The organism is Devosia neptuniae (assembly GCF_025452235.1).
In the GTDB taxonomy this organism is placed as follows: domain Bacteria; phylum Pseudomonadota; class Alphaproteobacteria; order Rhizobiales; family Devosiaceae; genus Devosia.
Map to the genome: position 1 here is coordinate 2700034 of NZ_CP104965.1, position 16299 is coordinate 2716332.

Below are 16299 nucleotides of genomic sequence, written 5' to 3' on the forward strand. Positions count from 1 at the left end.
GGCGCGCTAGCTTGCTGGCGCGCCTTCGTCTATTGTAGAAGTCGGGGCAAAAGTGGAAGTAGACCGCATCCCGAGCTTGCCGAAGGACGCGGTCGTGCTACCAGAGTCCGTGGCTCGACGGGCTCATCATGGGGTCACTTGGTGAAGCTGTTGCCGCTCGATGTTCTGGCGTCTTAGGGACTAGTCCGCGCATGCTGAACGCGCTTTCGGTTCGCAACATCGTCCTGATCGATCAACTCGATCTTGCGCTGGATGGCGGCATGACCGTGCTGACCGGCGAGACCGGGGCCGGTAAATCCATTCTGCTCGATTCGCTGACGCTGGCTTTGGGCGGGCGGGGCGATGCTTCGCTGGTGCGCACCGGCTGCGACAGCGGGCAGGTTGTCGCCGTGTTGCAATTGGCGCAGGATCATCCCGCGCGTGCCGCCCTGCGCGACAATGCCATTCCCGATGATGAAGACATTATCCTGCGCCGCGTGCAGTTTGCCGATGGCCGCACCCGTGCTTTCATCAATGACCAGCCGGTCTCTGCGGCGCTGTTGCAGCGCGTCGGCAGTCAGATCGTTGAAATTCACGGCCAGCATGATGATCGCGCACTGGTCGATGTCGCCACCCATCGCGCCGCTCTGGATGCTTTTGGCGAGCTGGAAAAGCCCGTAGCCGCCGTGCGCGATGCCTGGCAGGCCCTGACCGAAGCGCAGGAAGCCGTTGCCGAGCAGAAGGCGCTAGTAGCCGAAGCGCTCGCCGCCGAGGAATATGCCCGCCACACCGTCGAGGAACTGAGCAAGCTCAAGCTGGTGCCCGGCGAAGAAGCTGAATTGGCCGATCGCCGCCAGCAATTGCAGCAGGCCGAGAAATCGGCTGCCGACGTCACCGAGACCGACGAGATCCTCAATGGACCTTCTGCCCCCGCGCCGGCACTTGCCGCCCTGATGCGGCGCCTCTTGCGCAAGATCGATAGCGGCGGCACCCAGTTCCAGCCCATTGTCGATGCGCTCGACCAGTCCCTGATCGCCTTGGACCGCACCAGCGATGCGCTCGAAGAACTCAAGCGCGAAATGGCCTATGATCCCGGCGAGCTGGAATCTGTCGAAGAGCGTCTGTTCTCCCTGCGCGCCGCCGCGCGCAAGCACCAGACCACGCCCGAAGGGCTGATCGAGGTGCTGGCCAAATACACCGCCGATCTCGAAACCCTGCAGAATGGCGAAACCAAGTTGGTGGCGCTGACATCAGCGGAAGCCAAGGCGATGGAAATCTATCGCAAGGCCGCCGAAACGCTCAGCACAGGCCGCGCCAAGGCCGCCATTGCGCTCGGCAAGGCTGTCGGCGCCGAATTGCCCGATCTCAAGCTGGGTTCGGCCAAGTTCATCGTCGATCACCAGGTCGACAAGCACCGCATCGCGGCCGCCGGGTTCGACCAGATCGCCTTCCACGTGCAGACCAATCCCGGCACCGCCGCCGGCCCCTTGCTCAAGGTGGCCTCGGGCGGCGAGCTCAGCCGGTTCCTCCTGGCGCTCAAAGTGGTGCTGGCCGATCGCGGCTCGGCTCCCGTGCTGATCTTTGACGAAATCGACACGGGCGTCGGTGGTGCTGTCGCCGATGCCATCGGCCGCCGTCTCGCGCGCCTGGCCGGCAAGGTGCAGGTGCTTGCCGTCACCCATGCCCCCCAGGTCGCCGCCCGCGCCCAGCGCCACCTGCTCATCGAAAAGCAGGCGGTGGAGGAGGGCGCCTTCGTGCGCACCCACGTCAAGCCGCTCGACATTACCGCCCGCAAGGAAGAAGTCGCCCGCATGCTGGCCGGCGCCAGCGTCACCGACGAAGCCCGCGCGGCCGCCAGCAAGCTGTTGAGCGAAGTCCACTGAACCTTCCCTCTCCCCTTGGGAGAGGGTGCCCGAAGGGCGGGTGAGGGGGTTGCCTCAGTCGCCACCATGAGCCAAACCATCGCAGACCCCTCATCCGGCGCTGCGCGCCACCTTCTCCCACAAGGGAGAAGGGAGTTCGGTGTAATGAGAGATTCTGATGACCGACCTATCCAGCAAACCCGTCGACGAACTCACCGAGCCGGAAGCCGATGCCGAGCTGGCGCGTTTGGCTGCGGCCATCGCTGCCGCCGATATCGCCTATCACCAGAATGACGCGCCCGAGATCACTGACGCGGCTTATGACGCGATGCGGCGCCGCAATGACGCCATCGAGGAAGCTTTCCCCCATCTGGTGCGCGAGGATAGCCCCTCGCTTTCGGTCGGCGCGCCGCCGGCCGAGGGCTTTGCCAAGGTGCGCCACGCCGTGCCGATGCTCAGCCTGGCCAAGGCCTATACCGACGAGGACGTGGTCGATTTCATCACCCGCGGCAAACGCTTCTTCGAGCGCGATCGGGATCTCGACATCGCTTTCACCGCCGAGCCCAAGATCGACGGGCTCTCGGCCTCGCTGCTCTACGAAAATGGCGTCTTCGTGCGCGGCGCCACGCGCGGCGACGGCGCGGTGGGCGAGGACATCACGGCAAACCTGCGCACCATCAAGGACATTCCGCAAAAGCTCAAAGGCTCGGGCTGGCCGGCCAGCATCGAAATCCGCGGCGAAGTCTATATGACCTATGCCGAGTTCCAGGCGCTCAAGGCCCGCTCGGCGGCGTCTGGCGGGCAGGATTATGTCAATCCGCGCAACACCGCTGCCGGCTCGCTGCGCCAGAAGGATGCCTCGGTCACCGCCAGCCGCAATCTGAAATTCTTCGCCTATGCCTGGGGCGCCACCACCGAGGACCCGGCAGCCACCCAATATGATGCGGTGCAGAAATTTGCCGAATGGGGCTTTCAAGTCAGCCCGCTGATGGTGCGCGCCAAATCGGTGGACGAGCTCATCGCGCAATACCGGCTGATCGAGGAACAGCGCTCCTCGCTCGGCTACGATATCGATGGCGTCGTCTACAAGGTGGACCAGCTCGAATTGCAGCGCCGCTGGGGCTTCGTCACCGGCGAGCCGCGCTGGGCGGTGGCGCATAAATTCCCGGCCGAGCAGGCGACTACAACGGTCAAACGCATCGACATCCAGGTCGGCCGGACCGGCACCCTGGCCCCGGTGGCGCGGCTCGAGCCGGTCACGGTCGGCGGCGTGGTGGTGGAAAATGTCACGCTGCACAACGAGGATTACATCAAGGGCTTTGACAGCAATGGAATGCCGATCCGCGAAGGCGTGGATATCCGCATCGGCGACACCGTTGTCATCCAGCGCGCCGGGGACGTCATTCCCCAGATCGTGCGCGTGGTGCTGGAAAAGCGTCCGCCCGATGCGGTGCCGTACGAATTCCCGCATGAATGCCCGGTCTGCGGCTCGCCCGCCACACGCGAGATCAACGAAAAGACCGGCAAGGAAGATTCCCGCCGCCGCTGCACCGGCGAATTGATCTGCCCCGCCCAGGCGGTGGAAGGGCTGCGCCATTTCGTGTCGCGCGGCGCGCTCGATATCGAAGGGCTGGGCGCCGAGAATATAGAGCTGTTCTTTTCCAAGGGCCTGGTGCGGACGGCGGCTGATATCTTCACGCTGCATGAGCGCCGCCCCGCCGTGCAGCAGGCTTTGGCCGAGCGGCGCGAGGGACAGGCCAAACAGCGCGAAGCCGCCTCGGGCAAGACGCGCAAGAATGTCCGCAGCGTCGAAGACCGCAATTATGAAGGCCTCGACAAGCTGTTCAAGGCCATCGACGAGCGCCGCGAGCCCGAGCTGGACCGCTTCATCTTCGCCCTGGGCATCCGCCATATTGGCGAAACTACCGCCTCAGTGCTGGCCCGCACCTTCTCGACGATGGAAGAACTGATCCGGGTCGGCAAGGAAACCGCCGCAGCTGAGGACCCCAAGGCCGTGTTCCCGTCCGTCGACGGCATTGGTGGCACGGTGATCGAGGCGTTGGTGGATTTCTTCGGCAATGAGCGCAATGACGATGTGCTCGAGCGGCTGCTGCAGCAGGTTCACCCCAAGCCCTATGTGGTCAATGTTTCGGCCGACAGCGTGGTCGCCGGAAAAACCGTGGTGTTCACCGGTTCGCTCGAAAAAATGTCACGATCCGAAGCCAAGGCTATGGCCGAACGGCTGGGTGCCAAAGTCGCCGGCTCGGTATCGGCGCAAACCGATATCCTGGTGGCCGGTCCCGGCGCCGGCTCCAAGCTGAAGAAAGCTGAAGAGCTGGGCGTCGAGGTGATCAGCGAAGACGATTGGTTCGAGCGGGTCGGCAAATAGGCCCGCGAGGGAGGATTGATGAAGCAGTTCCTGGTGCTGGCCGCCCTGGCCGGTCTTGCCGTGCCGGCCATGGCGAGCGAAGCGGGTGATCTGGCGCGCGACCAGCTCTATGCCGGCAATGCCGCGCAATCCATTCCCGCTACGAGTGAGGACTGCGATGGCGGCAACCAGGAAGCCTGTTTTGCCCTGGGCCTGTTGACCCTGGTCGGCGCCTATGAGGGCTTCGCTCAAGACCTTTACCGCTACGGCGCCACCGTGCCCGGCACCACCGCCGCCGGCATGCTGTTCGGCCTGGGCACGCAGCAGGACCTCGCCCCCGCCAATCCAAATCCCGAGCCGCTGACCTATCTGACCCTGCGCACCGTGCTTGAAGATTTCCTGCTCGATCTCGACGCCGCCCGCGCCGCCTTCGAAAAAGGCGGGGAATCGGGCGACTATGTCCTCACCATCGATCCGCTCAAGGTGCGGGTGGATTTCAATGGCGATGGCAAGCATGACGACAGCGAAACGCTGGCGGCGCTGCTCAACAGCGTCGGCGAATTCGCCGATATTCCCGCCCCCGATGGCCCGCCGCCCGGCAAGACCAAGACGCCGCCCGCGCCTGCGGATACCAGCATCGGCTTTGACCGCGCCGATTCGATCTGGTTCGCCGGCTATAGCCAAGTCGCCGCCGCGCCGATCGATCTGATCCTGGCGCATGACTTTTCCGATTTCTTCAATGCCTATCTGCACCAGGTCTTCCCCAAATCCGGCCTGCCGATGCAGGATTATATGAGCGGCGGCGTGCTGTTCCTCGATGCCAATAGCGATGCTGGCATTGCCGACATGATCGCGGCCATCCACACCATGAATTTCCCCGTGCTCGACACCGCCCGCCTCGCCGGCGTGCTGACCCGGCTCAAGTCGATCACCGCCTTGTCCCGCAAGAACTGGGACGCCCTCCTGGCCGAGACCGACGACAACCGTGAGCTGGTGCCATCCCCGAGCCAGACCTCGCTGGTGCCGGACACGCCGGTCACCCAGGAAACCGTCGATGCCTGGATGGCAACGCTCGACGCGGTCGACGAAGTGCTCGATGGCAAGCTGCTGGTGCCGCATTGGCGTTTCAAGCAGGGCTTTGATCTCAAGGCCTATTTTGAAACCACCACCCGCACCGATATCATCATGCTGCTCACCGGTTCCGGTGCCCTGCCTTATCTCAAGGATGGGCCCATTGCCGATGCCCAGAGCTTTGCCGAGGCCAATCGTGTCTTTGGCACCAATTGGCTCAATTACGCCTTCTGGTTCAACTGAGCCCAATCTGGAGAATGAAGATGCGCCTCGTCCCCCTGGCCGCGAGCCTATTCCTTGCCCTGACAAGTCTGGCGACCGCGCAGACCTATGACACGCCGCAAGACCTGCTCGAGGCTTTCTACGAGCCCTATATCTCGGGCGAATTCTACGAGGACGAGACCCCGTTCCGCTCCGCCGCCCTGCAGGCGCTCTACGATGCCGATGCGGATTCCACCCCGGCGGGCGAAATGGGCGCGCTGAGCTTTGATCCCTATATCGACGGGCAGGATTACGAACTGACCGACCTGACCATCGGCGAGCCGCAGATCGATGGCGATACGGCCATTGTCGATGTCGATTTCCGCAATTTCGATCAGCCCCAGCAGCTGACCTACGATCTGGTCTTCGAAGACGGCGGCTGGCGGATCGACGACGTGGTTTCCAACAATCCGGAAAACCAATACCGCCTCAGCGAAATCTTCGCCGACGCGGCAAGCGCCGCGAACTAGAGATACGGAAGACCTCATGGTGAGCCTGTCGAACCACGAGGTCGAGCGAGTGGAGACTAGAGTGCCACGACCTCGTCCTTCGACAAGCTCAGGATGAGGTCTGCTGGAACGTCTCGTCCAGCCAGCCTTGCCAAAAGTTAATCTCCCCGCCGCAAATCGGCCATGGCGCGATCACGACCGCGCCGCGACCGACCGCTAGCCGTGGACCAATCGAGGCGCGAGGAAAAATGATGCGATTGATGGCAGGTGTTCTGGCTGTGGCGATATTGCTGCCCATGGCGGCAGGGCAGGCGGCCGAGGCATTCAGCGATCCCAAGGCGCTGGTCACCGCGATCTTCGAGGGCTACGGCCCGGGCCGCACGGCGGGCGATCCCACCGCCTATTACTCGCCCCGCCTCAATGCCATTTTCGATCAGGCCGTCGAAAACAAGGTATTCACCGACGACAATGCAATGAAGGGCGAGCAATTCACCCCCGCCGCGGTGTTCAACCCTTTCCTGCCCGATGCCAGCGCGCTGCTGTTCGATCTCACTATCGGCGAACCGACCACGCTGGACGACCGCTCGGTGGTCAATGTCAGCTACCACAATTTCGACCAGCCCCGCCTGCTCAGCATCGCCATGGTGCGCGAAAACGGCAATTGGCTGGTCGACGATGTCGCGTCGCTCGGCAAGGAAGACCACTGGCTGCTGAGCTGGGCGCTGACCTACGACCAGTTGGGGTTCTGATGCCGTACGTGTGCGGCGCCGTTGGGCTTTACCTAGGCTAAGCCCTCAATCCCTCCTCCCCACCGCATCTCCCTTGGGCTCGACCCGGGGGCCACTCTCAGCAAGCCAGGTGCCCGGTGGCAGCCCGACAGGCCCTCGGGTCAAGCCCGAGGGAAAGCGGTGGCAATGCAGTGATATTGCACCCGACCCTTAAACCGCCGCGGAAGCCGCCTTCAACCAGTCCTTCACAGGCCCCGTCACCACCGGCCCAATCTCCGCCCAAACCCGCTGGTGATACGCATTGAGCCAATCGCGTTCACCCGCGGTCAGCATTCCTACATCCACCAACCGCCGGTCAATCGGCGCCAGCGTCAGCGTCTCGAACTCCAGGAATCCCGGCTTGGCGCTCTCCACCACCACGATCAGGTTTTCGATGCGGATGCCGTATTCGCCGGTCTTGTAATAGCCCGGCTCGTTGGACAGCACATTGCCCACTTCGAGCGGCAGGGTGTAGCGGGGCGAAATCCCGATCGGGCCTTCATGCACGCCCAGATACGCCCCCACGCCGTGCCCGGTGCCGTGATTATAGGTCACGCCGTCCTGCCACAGGAATTGCCGCGCCAGCACATCGAGCTGGGCGCCCGACGTGCCCTTGGGGAAACGCGCCATGGAAATGGCGATCATGCCCTTGAGCACACGGGTAAAGCGGTCACGCTGTTCGTCCGTGGCGGAGCCGGTTGTCATGGTGCGGGTAATGTCGGTCGTGCCCGACAGATATTGCGCCCCGCTATCGACCAGCATCAGCTCGCCGGGCTTGAGCACCCGGTCGGTCTTGTCGGTCACCCGGTAATGCACGATCGCGCCATTGCCGCCCGCGCCCGAAATCGTGTCGAAGCTGGCATCGACGCAAGTCTCGTCTTCCCGGCGGAAGGCTTCCAGCGCCGTGACGATGCCGATTTCGGTCAGCGTGCCCGACGGAGCCTGGTCATCGAACCAGGCGAGGAATTTGGCCAGAGCCGCGCCATCCAGCTTGTGCGCCTCGCGCATGCCGGCCAATTCGGCCTCGTTCTTGCGCGATTTGGGCAGCAGCACCGGGTCACGCTTTTCGATCAGCGCCGCGCCCGCGCTCTTGAGCGTCGCGGCAATGGCTTCGGGCGCTGTCGCCGGATCGATCAGCACCGCCTTCTTGTCCTTGCCCAGCTTGGCCAATGCATTGGGCAGGTTCTTGCTGCTCACCACCTTGGCCACGCCATCAAGCGCCTTGCTCAGCTCCGGCGTGATCTTGGCCGGGTCCAGATAAAGCGAGGGTTCGCCCTTGCGCGGCACGACGGCAAAGCCCAGCACGAAGGGCGTGTTGGGCACGTCGCGTCCGCGAATATTGAATAGCCAGCAGATCGATTCCGGCAGCGTCAGCACGGCCGCGTCGGCGCCGTCCTGATTCAAGCTCGCCTGAATATCGGCAATCTTGTCCGGCGCGGTCTTGCCGGCCCGGTTGTGCCCGAGTACTTCGATGGCGCTGACCGGCGCGCCGGGCCGATCGTTCCAGATTGCGTCGATCAGATTGGGGCCGGGCATCAGCTTGGCCCGCTTGCCCAGCTTGGCCTGCAGGTCGCGAATTTCGCCCGGCGTATGCAGCCAGGGATCGTAGCGAATGGTGCCGCCTTTGGGCACGTAGTCGCCAATCTCCACCGGCAATCCGCCTTGCAGCACTTCGTGCACACTCACCTTGGCCGTGTCGGTCTGCGCCGGCGCCTGCAATGTATAGCGGCTATCGATGAACAGGCCCGCCTTCTTCTTCCCCACCATGGCAATGCCGGCCGAGCCGGTAAAGCCGGTGAGATAGGCCAGCCGTGCTTCGCTGGCCGGCACCGATTCGCCGCGATGGGCATCGGCGCGGGGCACCAGGAACCCGTCGACCCCCGCCTTGGCCATGGCCGCCCGCAGCGCCTTGAGCCGGGGCGCGACATTTTTGGGGTCGGCCTTTTCCTCAAAGCTCTGGAAGATGGCTGGCGGAAAAGTCTGGTCGGTCATGGCGTCGTTCCTGTTCGGCTCTAGCGATACCTTAACCAGAGGTTGGCGCGCTGCGAAGTCTGAACGGCAAATTAACGTGGTGGTAACGGGGCTTGCGAAACTGGCATGGCTGGCTTGCCGTTTGCCCCCTAACCAAAGCCGGGGGGAGGGACTAGATAAGCTCCTGTCGACGGCAATAGATCGCCGACATGCATGGAGACTGAGATGACCGAGAGCAAGAATGATTTCCGCAAGGCACTGGGAGCCGTTATCGACGCCCGTGGCCGCGAGTCGAGCCGTCAGGTCAGCTATCGCATGCAGCACCAGCTGATCGGCGCATTCACAAAGCGCCCGTAAGGCCGCTGCAGTTTACTGCTGACGATCTGATTGATCCCCGGACGCGAGTTCGGGGATTTTGCTTTTCTGGTGCACCTAAACGGCCAAATGCTGCTCTCGATGCTAACAGTCTGCTAGCATCAGAAGGTGCGATGCGGTGACTGTGTCAGCGCATTTCGAGGATGAGCGTGGTCCAGTCCTTGCGCTGCAGCTTTTCGGTCAGGATCATGCCCTGGCGCTGATAGGCATTGATCACGCCCCGCGCCTGATGCTGCAAAATTCCCGACAGAATGATCGTCGCGCCGCGCCCGGCAACCCGCCCCATGGCCGGTGCCAGAGCCGTCAGCGGCCCCGCCAGAATATTGGCGACGATCAAGTCATAAGGCGCATTGCCCGCAATGGTCGGATTGGTCAGGCCCGTCGCTTCGATGCCGATGATGAACTTGCCAACGCCATTTTGTTGAGCATTTTCAATGGTGGTCGTCACCGCAATAGGGTCGATATCGCTGGCAATAACCGGCAGCCGCAGCCGCTTGGCCAATGCAATTGCCAGCACGCCTGTACCCGTACCAACGTCGAGCAACACCCGCGGCCGGCGGCGCTTGAGCACCTTATCGATGGCCTCGAGACACCCCGTGGTCGTCTCATGGTGCCCGGTGCCAAAAGCCTGCGCCGCGTCGATCCGCATTGGCGTCAGCCCGCCCGGAATGGGGCCAGTTTCATGGCTGCCATAAACATAGAAGCCGCCCGCGATCACCGGGGCCAGACCCTCCAGCGATTTGGCCACCCAATTGATCTCGGGATCGATTGGCGAAACGGAAAAATCGACTGCCCCACCAAGGGTTTGCCGGGCAAGTTCAGAAAATGATTCAAGATCGGGCGGGCTATCGCACGTGGCCTCGAAGAACCATTCGCCCGTCTCTTCATTCTCATGCGCCGAGGCGGTCAAGGCCAGGTCGTCCCGCTCCATCACGGCATCGACCAGGGCATAGGCCTGTTCTTTGGTGAGCGGAGCGGAGAGCTGGTCGACGGACATGGGCAGGGCTTTCATTTGATCGGCCCCTTGTTGCGGCAGCGGCCGAAACAAGTCAATGCGCCACGATTTCCTTGACGAATACACGGTAATTGTTCATGATTTGTTCGAGGGGTGAAAATGGATTTGAATGCGCTCAATGCAGTCGTGGTGGCTGCCAAACAGGCCTGTTACATCGGCGGCGGCGAAAAATCCGCGTCGAGCCGGCAGGGTTCGCATGATCTGGTCTGGTCGCAAGGGTCATGGCGCTATCGCGACAGCTATTTCGGCGGCACCGATTTTCTGGGGCAGGAAACCATCTGGCTTGATGCCGAGCCGGTCTGGGCCATGAATTATCATGGCTTCATCCTGCGGGCAAACCTGATCGATGCGCAACGGGCAGGGGAGACTATCAAACTCGCACTGTCCGCCATGTATGCCGAGGGGCGCTTTCTCGACGGTTTCCGCTGGGCGGGGCCGCACGGGGAATACGTGGATAAGTCCGAAGGCGGGGTCGATATGTTCTCCGGCGAAGAAGCAATTTATTGCGCGGGAACAAGGGCCTATGGGCTGCGCTATAGCGGCGGGCTGATCAAGCCTTAGCGGGAGGAGAAGAGCAAATGTATGGTCTGATCGGCAAAATGCTGGCGGCGCCGGGCAAGCGCGAGGAATTGCTGGCGATCATGCTGGAGGGCAATGACGCCATGCCCGGTTGCATCAGCTATGTGATCGCCCGTGACCCGGCGAGCGAAGACGGCATCTGGATCACCGAAGTGTGGGACAGCAAGCACAGCCATGGCGCCTCGCTACAGCTGCCGCATGTGCAGGCGACCATAGCTAAGGCCAAGCCGATCATTGCCGGCTTTGGGGAGTACTACGCGACTGAACCGCTGGGCGGGATCGGGCTCTAGAACCTGACGGCGGTGCCCGAGACCGACACCATCAGCATGGAGCCGCCCTGGCCGACGACTTCGTAATCGATATCGACACCAACCACCGCATCGGCGCCCAGGCGCTTGGCCTCGGATTCCAATTCGCTAAAGGCCTGGCGGCGGGCATCGCGCAGCGTGGATTCATAGGCGCCGGCGCGGCCGCCCACGATATCGCGGATGCCGGCGAACAGATCCTTGAAGATATTGGCGCCGACAATGACTTCGCCAGTAACGATGCCCAAATATTCGCGGATCTGGCGGCCTTCCAGCGTGGGCGTGGTGCTGACGATCATTGCTCGGTTACCTATTAACCTGGGGTGCGCTCGAAGTTGTAGCAGAGCACAATTGGGACGAGAAGGCAGAGGACGGCTTGGCCAAAAGGAGCGAGTGCCTCACCCCTTCTTGATAAAGCTGTCCAGCACCTTTTTGCGGCCGGTTTGTTCGAAGTCGATGGTCAGTTTGTTCCCCTCGATCCCGGCGATGGCGCCATAGCCGAATTTGAGGTGGAAGACGCGTTCGCCGAAGCTGAAGGCGGATTTGTCGTTGCCCAGGTCGACCGAGCGGGCGACGAGGTCGCCGTCAATGGTCATCGGGCCGCTGCCCTTGCGGCTGGCCTGTTGGGCGCGAGCGCGTTGCCAGCCGGGGGTTTCGTAGACGCTTTCAAACGGGTCGGCCTTGTTGAAGCGGCTGGTAGCGCCTCCGCCATAGCCGTAGCCGCCATAGGAGGAGCCGGTATCGGTCACCTCGACGACATCGGCGGGCAATTCATCGAGAAAGCGCGAGGGGATGGCCGATTGCCACAGGCCATGGATGCGGCGGTTCTGGGCGGCAGAGATACGCACGCGCTTGCGGCCACGGGTGATGCCGACATAGGCGAGGCGTCGCTCTTCCTCGAGCCCGGCGCGGCCGCTTTCGTCCATCGAGCGCTGGCTGGGGAAGGTACCTTCCTCCCAGCCGGGCAGGAAAACCGTGTTGAATTCCAGACCCTTGGCCCCGTGCAGCGTCATGATGGTGACGGCATCGCTCGCCTCGGTGCTGTCGCGGTCCATCACCAGGGCGATGTGTTCGAGGAAGCCGCCGAGAGTGTCGAATTCTTCCATCGAGCGGCTCAGTTCCTTGAGGTTTTCCTTGCGCCCCTCGGACTCCACCGACTTGTCGGCGCTGAGCATGTCCATGTAGCCGCTCTCTTCGAGAATCTGTTCGACAAGTTCAAAAGGCCGAATAGGCGGATGAACTTTGTCTACGTAGACCTCTACTCCATCTTCGTTTTCCTCAACGACTACCTCTGTCCTCTCGTGGTTCCGCGCCGTCCAGTCCTCGAACTGGGAAACCAGGCTACGCAGGGTCGTGCGCTGCTTGGGTTTGAGCTCCTCGGTATCGACCAGCATGCGGATGGCAGAGAGCAGCGGCACGTTTGCCGCGCGGGCCGCGCTATGCAGCAACTGCACCGTCGAGTCCCCGAGGCCGCGCTTGGGGGTGTTGATGATACGGTCCAGCGCCAGATCGTCGGCCGGCTGGGCGACAAGGCGCAGATAGGCGATGGCGTCGCGGATTTCCTTGCGCTCGTAAAAGCGCGGGCCGCCGATGACGCGGTAATTCAGCCCCAGCGTGATGAAGCGCTCTTCGAATTCGCGCATCTGGAAGGAGGCGCGGACCAGGATGGCCATGGAATTGAGGCTCTCGCCAGCGCGTTGATATTGCTCGATTTCTTCGCCGACCGTGCGGGCTTCCTCCTCGGAATCCCACACCTGGGTGACGGAAACCAGCTCGCCGCTTTCGCCCACATCGGTCTGTAGCGTCTTGCCGAGGCGGCTTTCATTGAAGGCGATGAGATTGGAGGCGGCCTTGAGGATATTGGAGGTCGAGCGGTAATTGCGCTCGAGCTTGATCACCTTGGCGCCCGGAAAATCCTTTTCGAAGCGCAGGATATTGTCGACCTCGGCGCCGCGCCAGCCATAGATGGACTGGTCGTCGTCGCCCACCACGCAGATATTGGCTTCGCTGGCCGGTTTGCCCTGGGCCAATAGGCGCAGCCAGAGATATTGGGCGACGTTGCTGTCCTGGTATTCGTCCACCAGCATGTATTTGAACTTGCGGTGGAATTCCGCCAGCACGTCAGGGTTTTCCTTGAACAGGCGAATGCATTCGAGCAGCAGGTCGCCGAAATCTGCGGCGTTGAGCACCTTCAGGCGGGCCTGGTAATCGGCATAGAGCTTGGCGCCGCGGCCATTGGCATAGCCGCCACTTTCGGCCGGCGAAACGTCCTTGGGCAGCAGGCCCTTGTTCTTCCAGGCATCCATCATGCCGGCAAACTGCTTGGCGGGCCAACGCTTCTCGTCGATATCCTCGGCGGCCAGAAATTGCTTGATGAGCCGGATCTGATCGTCGGTATCGAGGATGGTGAAACTGCTGGTCAGACCCACAAGGCCCGCATGCTGGCGCAGGATGCGGGCGCCGATGGAGTGGAACGTGCCCATCCAGGGCATTGCCTCGAGGCGGGGAACGAGCTTTTCGATCCGCTCCTTCATCTCGCGGGCGGCCTTGTTGGTAAAGGTCACCGACAGGATTTGGGACGGCCAGGCACGATTGGTATTGATGATATGGGCAATGCGCGTTGTCAGCACGCGCGTTTTGCCGGTGCCGGCGCCGGCCAGTACCAACAGCGGACCATCAATGGTCTCCACTGCAAGCCGCTGTTCCTCATTGAGACCATCGAGATAGGCAGGCGTTTCCCGCCGGCCGAATTGGCTGGTGATCGACCCGGCAGGCGGGCGTTCGGTATTGTTGGTATTGCCGGGCATCCGGGGCCTTTCCATCACGTCGCGCCGGGAGCTGGCTGCGCCGTGGGGGTATTGACGAATCTTCTTTTGTTCACGGTGCAATATAGGTGGCGCGGGGCTCGCTGTATAGAAGAGCGCGGCGTCACAGCACCGTCATGTCCCTGTCATCGAAGTTTTATGCATGCGGCCTAGGGCAGGCCTTGGACTTCAACAGGGGCTTGATCCATGTATTCCACGAAATTTCTTGCCGCACTCACGGCCGCCTTGTTGGCGACGGTGGTTTCGGTCCATGCCGAACAAGTGTTCAATCGCATTGCCAGCTTCCCCGTCGCGCTCAATGCGCCCGATGCTGAGGCGACCTCAGCCGAGATCATCACCGCCAGCGATGATGGCCTGACCCTTATTTATTCTGACAGCCCGGCAGGCGGCATTGGCTTTGTCGATCTGACCGACGCCAAGGCTCCCAAAAACCTCGGTTTCCTGTCGCTCGATGGCGAGCCGACTTCGGTCACCATCATTGGCGGCAAGGCCTATGTCGGCGTCAATACGTCGGAGAGCTTCGTCGCGCCTTCGGGCAAGCTGGTCGTTGTCGATATCGCCAGCAAGGCGGTCGATGCCGAATATGATCTGGGCGGCCAGCCGGATTCCGTGGCGCATAATGCCGCCGGCACGCTGATTGCCATCGCCATCGAGAATGAGCGCGACGAAGAGGTCAATGATGGCGATCTCCCGCAGCTGCCTGCTGGCTTCGTCGTGATTTTCGAGGTTGCCGCCAAAACGCTGAAGACCGTGGACATGACCGGCATTGCCGATGTCGGCGGCGAGGACCCGGAGCCTGAATTCGTCGATTTCAACGCCAATGACGAAATCGCTGTCACCCTGCAGGAAAACAACTGGATTGCCATTATCGACGGCAAGACCGGTACGGTCACGGGTGGCTTCTCCGCTGGCACGGTCTCGGTCGAAAATGTCGATACCAAGAAGGACGGCGCGCTCAATTTCACTGGCAAAACCAGCGATGTGCCGCGCGAACCCGATGCCATCAAGTGGCTGGATGCTGACCGCCTGGTCGTGGCCAATGAGGGCGATTGGAACGGTGGATCGCGCAGTTTCTCAATCTTCAATCGTGACGGCAGTGTCGTCTATGACTCGGCCAATGCGCTCGATCTCGACGCCGCTCGCCTCGGCCACTATCCCGATGCGCGCAACAAGAAGGGCGTTGAGCCCGAAGGTCTGGAAGTCGCAACCTTTGGCGATCAGCAATATATCTTCGTGGTCGAAGAGCGCTCCTCGCTCGTCGCGATCTACAAGGATACCGGCGCCGAGCCAGAATATGTGCAGACCATTCCATCGGGCATTTCCCCGGAAGGCATCACTGCCATTCCCGCCCGCAATCTGATCGTGACCGCCAACGAAGTGGACCTGCGCGAAGATGGCGGCATTGGCTCCCATGTGATGGTCTATGAGCTGGCCGAGGGCGAAGCCGCTTATCCCCAGCTGGTTTCGGACAATGACGAGAACGGGCTGCCATTCGGCTGGGCGGCCATTTCGGGCGCCGTTGGTGATGCTGAAAAGCCCGGCATTCTCTATGCCGTCAGCGACAGCGCGCTGAGCGCCGAGCCTGCCATCTACACGATTGACGCCATGTCCAGGCCGGCCCGCATCATTGCCAAGACAGTGGTGACCCGCGGCGGCCATCCGGCACAGAAGCTCGACCTTGAAGGCATCACGCTGGACGGGGAGGGCGGCTTCTGGCTGGCTTCGGAGGGCGATACATCCGAGCTCACGCCGCATGCGCTGTTCCATGTGAACGCGGAAGGCGAGATCGAAGCCGAGATTCCGTTCCCGGCCGAATTGCTGGCCAATGAAATCCGTTCGGGTTCGGAAGGCATCACCGCCATTGGCGAGGGTGACGATATGACGCTCTGGGTCGCCATTCAGCGCGAATGGAAGGATGATCCCAAGGGGCAGGTCAAGCTGGTGAGCTACCAGCCTTCGACCGAGGAATGGGGCGCCGTTGCCTATCCGCTCGAAACGCCGGCAGAAGGCGCCTGGATTGGCCTGTCGGAAATCACTGCACATGGCGATTATGTCTACATCGTCGAGCGCGACAACCAGATTGGCGACAAGGCCCAGCTCAAGGCGCTGTATCGCGTGCCGGTTGCTGACCTCAACGCCGCCGCGCTGGGTGGCGAACTGCCGGTCGTCAGCAAGGAATTGGTCCGCGACTTCATCCCCGATCTGAAGAGCCTCAATGGCTATGTGGTCGACAAGGTGGAGAGCTTTGCTGTGGATGCGGCCGGCGTGGGCTATGTCATCACCGACAATGACGGTGTCGATGACAGCTCGGGCGAGACCTATTTCTGGTCGATCGGCGCGCTTTAATCTTCAGCGAATGTTTTGCGACAGCGGCCGGGCCTTGTGCCCGGCCGTTTTGCATGGTCCCTCGCAAAGCCGTGATATTGGGCGCCTTTGACCCGACAATTTCATAGCGTGAATCAAGGCAATGGC

Annotated in this window: 13 protein-coding genes; 9 read left to right on the forward strand and 4 right to left on the reverse strand. The window is 62.1% G+C overall.

All coding sequences use genetic code 11. The annotated features are described in order from the left end of the window. Nucleotides 1-191 precede the first annotated feature (191 nt). The 5 genes from recN (at nt 192) to N8A98_RS16085 (ending at nt 6739) form a co-directional block, all read left to right on the forward strand. Complete coding sequence (recN, locus tag N8A98_RS16065) at nt 192-1862, forward strand: DNA repair protein RecN (protein ID WP_262166752.1); 1671 nt, start codon at nt 192-194, stop codon at nt 1860-1862. A gap of 157 nt (nt 1863-2019) precedes the next feature. Then, complete coding sequence (ligA, locus tag N8A98_RS16070; RefSeq protein ID WP_262166753.1) at nt 2020-4230, forward strand: NAD-dependent DNA ligase LigA; 2211 nt, start codon at nt 2020-2022, stop codon at nt 4228-4230. A gap of 18 nt (nt 4231-4248) precedes the next feature. Continuing rightward, complete coding sequence (locus N8A98_RS16075) at nt 4249-5523, forward strand: hypothetical protein (protein ID WP_262166755.1); 1275 nt, start codon at nt 4249-4251, stop codon at nt 5521-5523. 20 nt (nt 5524-5543) lie between these two features. Continuing rightward, a complete protein-coding gene (locus tag N8A98_RS16080) occupies nt 5544-6011 on the forward strand; it encodes a DUF3828 domain-containing protein (protein WP_262166757.1) in 468 nt (155 codons plus the stop codon). A 239-nt stretch (nt 6012-6250) separates the two neighbouring features. Next, nucleotides 6251-6739 carry a hypothetical protein gene (locus N8A98_RS16085; RefSeq protein ID WP_262166759.1) on the forward strand — a complete coding sequence of 163 codons (489 nt, stop codon included), beginning with the start codon at nt 6251-6253 and terminating at the stop codon, nt 6737-6739. Between the two features lie 189 nt (nt 6740-6928). Here N8A98_RS16085 and N8A98_RS16090 read toward each other — a convergent pair whose 3' ends face one another. Then, nucleotides 6929-8749: an aminopeptidase P family protein gene (locus N8A98_RS16090; protein ID WP_262166761.1), complete on the reverse strand. Its 1821-nt coding sequence runs from the start codon at nt 8747-8749 to the stop codon at nt 6929-6931. Between the two features lie 204 nt (nt 8750-8953). Here N8A98_RS16090 and N8A98_RS16095 point away from each other — a divergent pair, with 204 nt between their 5' ends. Further along, nucleotides 8954-9085, forward strand: a complete 132-nt coding sequence (locus N8A98_RS16095; RefSeq protein WP_262166763.1) for a hypothetical protein — start codon at nt 8954-8956, stop codon at nt 9083-9085. A gap of 145 nt (nt 9086-9230) precedes the next feature. Here the strand turns inward: N8A98_RS16095 and N8A98_RS16100 are convergent, their stop codons facing one another. Continuing rightward, entirely contained in the window at nt 9231-10115 is an 885-nt protein-coding gene (locus N8A98_RS16100) for a 50S ribosomal protein L11 methyltransferase (RefSeq protein WP_262166765.1), read from the reverse strand. Nucleotides 10116-10217: 102 nt separating this feature from the next. Here N8A98_RS16100 and N8A98_RS16105 point away from each other — a divergent pair, with 102 nt between their 5' ends. Together N8A98_RS16105 and N8A98_RS16110 are read left to right on the forward strand one after the other, a co-directional pair. Further along, nucleotides 10218-10679 carry a DUF5680 domain-containing protein gene (locus N8A98_RS16105; protein WP_262166767.1) on the forward strand — a complete coding sequence of 154 codons (462 nt, stop codon included), beginning with the start codon at nt 10218-10220 and terminating at the stop codon, nt 10677-10679. A 17-nt stretch (nt 10680-10696) separates the two neighbouring features. Further along, entirely contained in the window at nt 10697-10987 is a 291-nt protein-coding gene (locus tag N8A98_RS16110) for a putative quinol monooxygenase (protein WP_262166769.1), read from the forward strand. Here the strand turns inward: N8A98_RS16110 and N8A98_RS16115 are convergent. After that, nucleotides 10984-11301, reverse strand: a complete 318-nt coding sequence (locus N8A98_RS16115; protein WP_262166770.1) for a heavy metal-binding domain-containing protein — start codon at nt 11299-11301, stop codon at nt 10984-10986. The genes N8A98_RS16110 and N8A98_RS16115 overlap by 4 nt on opposite strands. A 99-nt stretch (nt 11302-11400) precedes the next feature. After that, nucleotides 11401-13809: an ATP-dependent helicase gene (locus N8A98_RS16120; RefSeq protein ID WP_262166772.1), complete on the reverse strand. Its 2409-nt coding sequence runs from the start codon at nt 13807-13809 to the stop codon at nt 11401-11403. A gap of 204 nt (nt 13810-14013) precedes the next feature. Here N8A98_RS16120 and N8A98_RS16125 point away from each other — a divergent pair, with 204 nt between their 5' ends. Then, a complete protein-coding gene (locus tag N8A98_RS16125) occupies nt 14014-16173 on the forward strand; it encodes an esterase-like activity of phytase family protein (protein ID WP_262166774.1) in 2160 nt (719 codons plus the stop codon). The last annotated feature ends 126 nt before the right edge of the window (nt 16174-16299 follow it).

Coding starts and splice junctions, on each gene's coding strand:
- recN (WP_262166752.1), top strand. CDS start 192: ATGCTGAACGCGCTTTCGGTTCGCAACATCGTCCTGATCGATCAACTC.
- ligA (WP_262166753.1), top strand. CDS start 2,020: ATGACCGACCTATCCAGCAAACCCGTCGACGAACTCACCGAGCCGGAA.
- N8A98_RS16075 (WP_262166755.1), top strand. CDS start 4,249: ATGAAGCAGTTCCTGGTGCTGGCCGCCCTGGCCGGTCTTGCCGTGCCG.
- N8A98_RS16080 (WP_262166757.1), top strand. CDS start 5,544: ATGCGCCTCGTCCCCCTGGCCGCGAGCCTATTCCTTGCCCTGACAAGT.
- N8A98_RS16085 (WP_262166759.1), top strand. CDS start 6,251: ATGGCAGGTGTTCTGGCTGTGGCGATATTGCTGCCCATGGCGGCAGGG.
- N8A98_RS16090 (WP_262166761.1), bottom strand. CDS start 8,749: ATGACCGACCAGACTTTTCCGCCAGCCATCTTCCAGAGCTTTGAGGAA.
- N8A98_RS16095 (WP_262166763.1), top strand. CDS start 8,954: ATGACCGAGAGCAAGAATGATTTCCGCAAGGCACTGGGAGCCGTTATC.
- N8A98_RS16100 (WP_262166765.1), bottom strand. CDS start 10,115: ATGAAAGCCCTGCCCATGTCCGTCGACCAGCTCTCCGCTCCGCTCACC.
- N8A98_RS16105 (WP_262166767.1), top strand. CDS start 10,218: ATGGATTTGAATGCGCTCAATGCAGTCGTGGTGGCTGCCAAACAGGCC.
- N8A98_RS16110 (WP_262166769.1), top strand. CDS start 10,697: ATGTATGGTCTGATCGGCAAAATGCTGGCGGCGCCGGGCAAGCGCGAG.
- N8A98_RS16115 (WP_262166770.1), bottom strand. CDS start 11,301: ATGATCGTCAGCACCACGCCCACGCTGGAAGGCCGCCAGATCCGCGAA.
- N8A98_RS16120 (WP_262166772.1), bottom strand. CDS start 13,809: ATGCCCGGCAATACCAACAATACCGAACGCCCGCCTGCCGGGTCGATC.
- N8A98_RS16125 (WP_262166774.1), top strand. CDS start 14,014: ATGTATTCCACGAAATTTCTTGCCGCACTCACGGCCGCCTTGTTGGCG.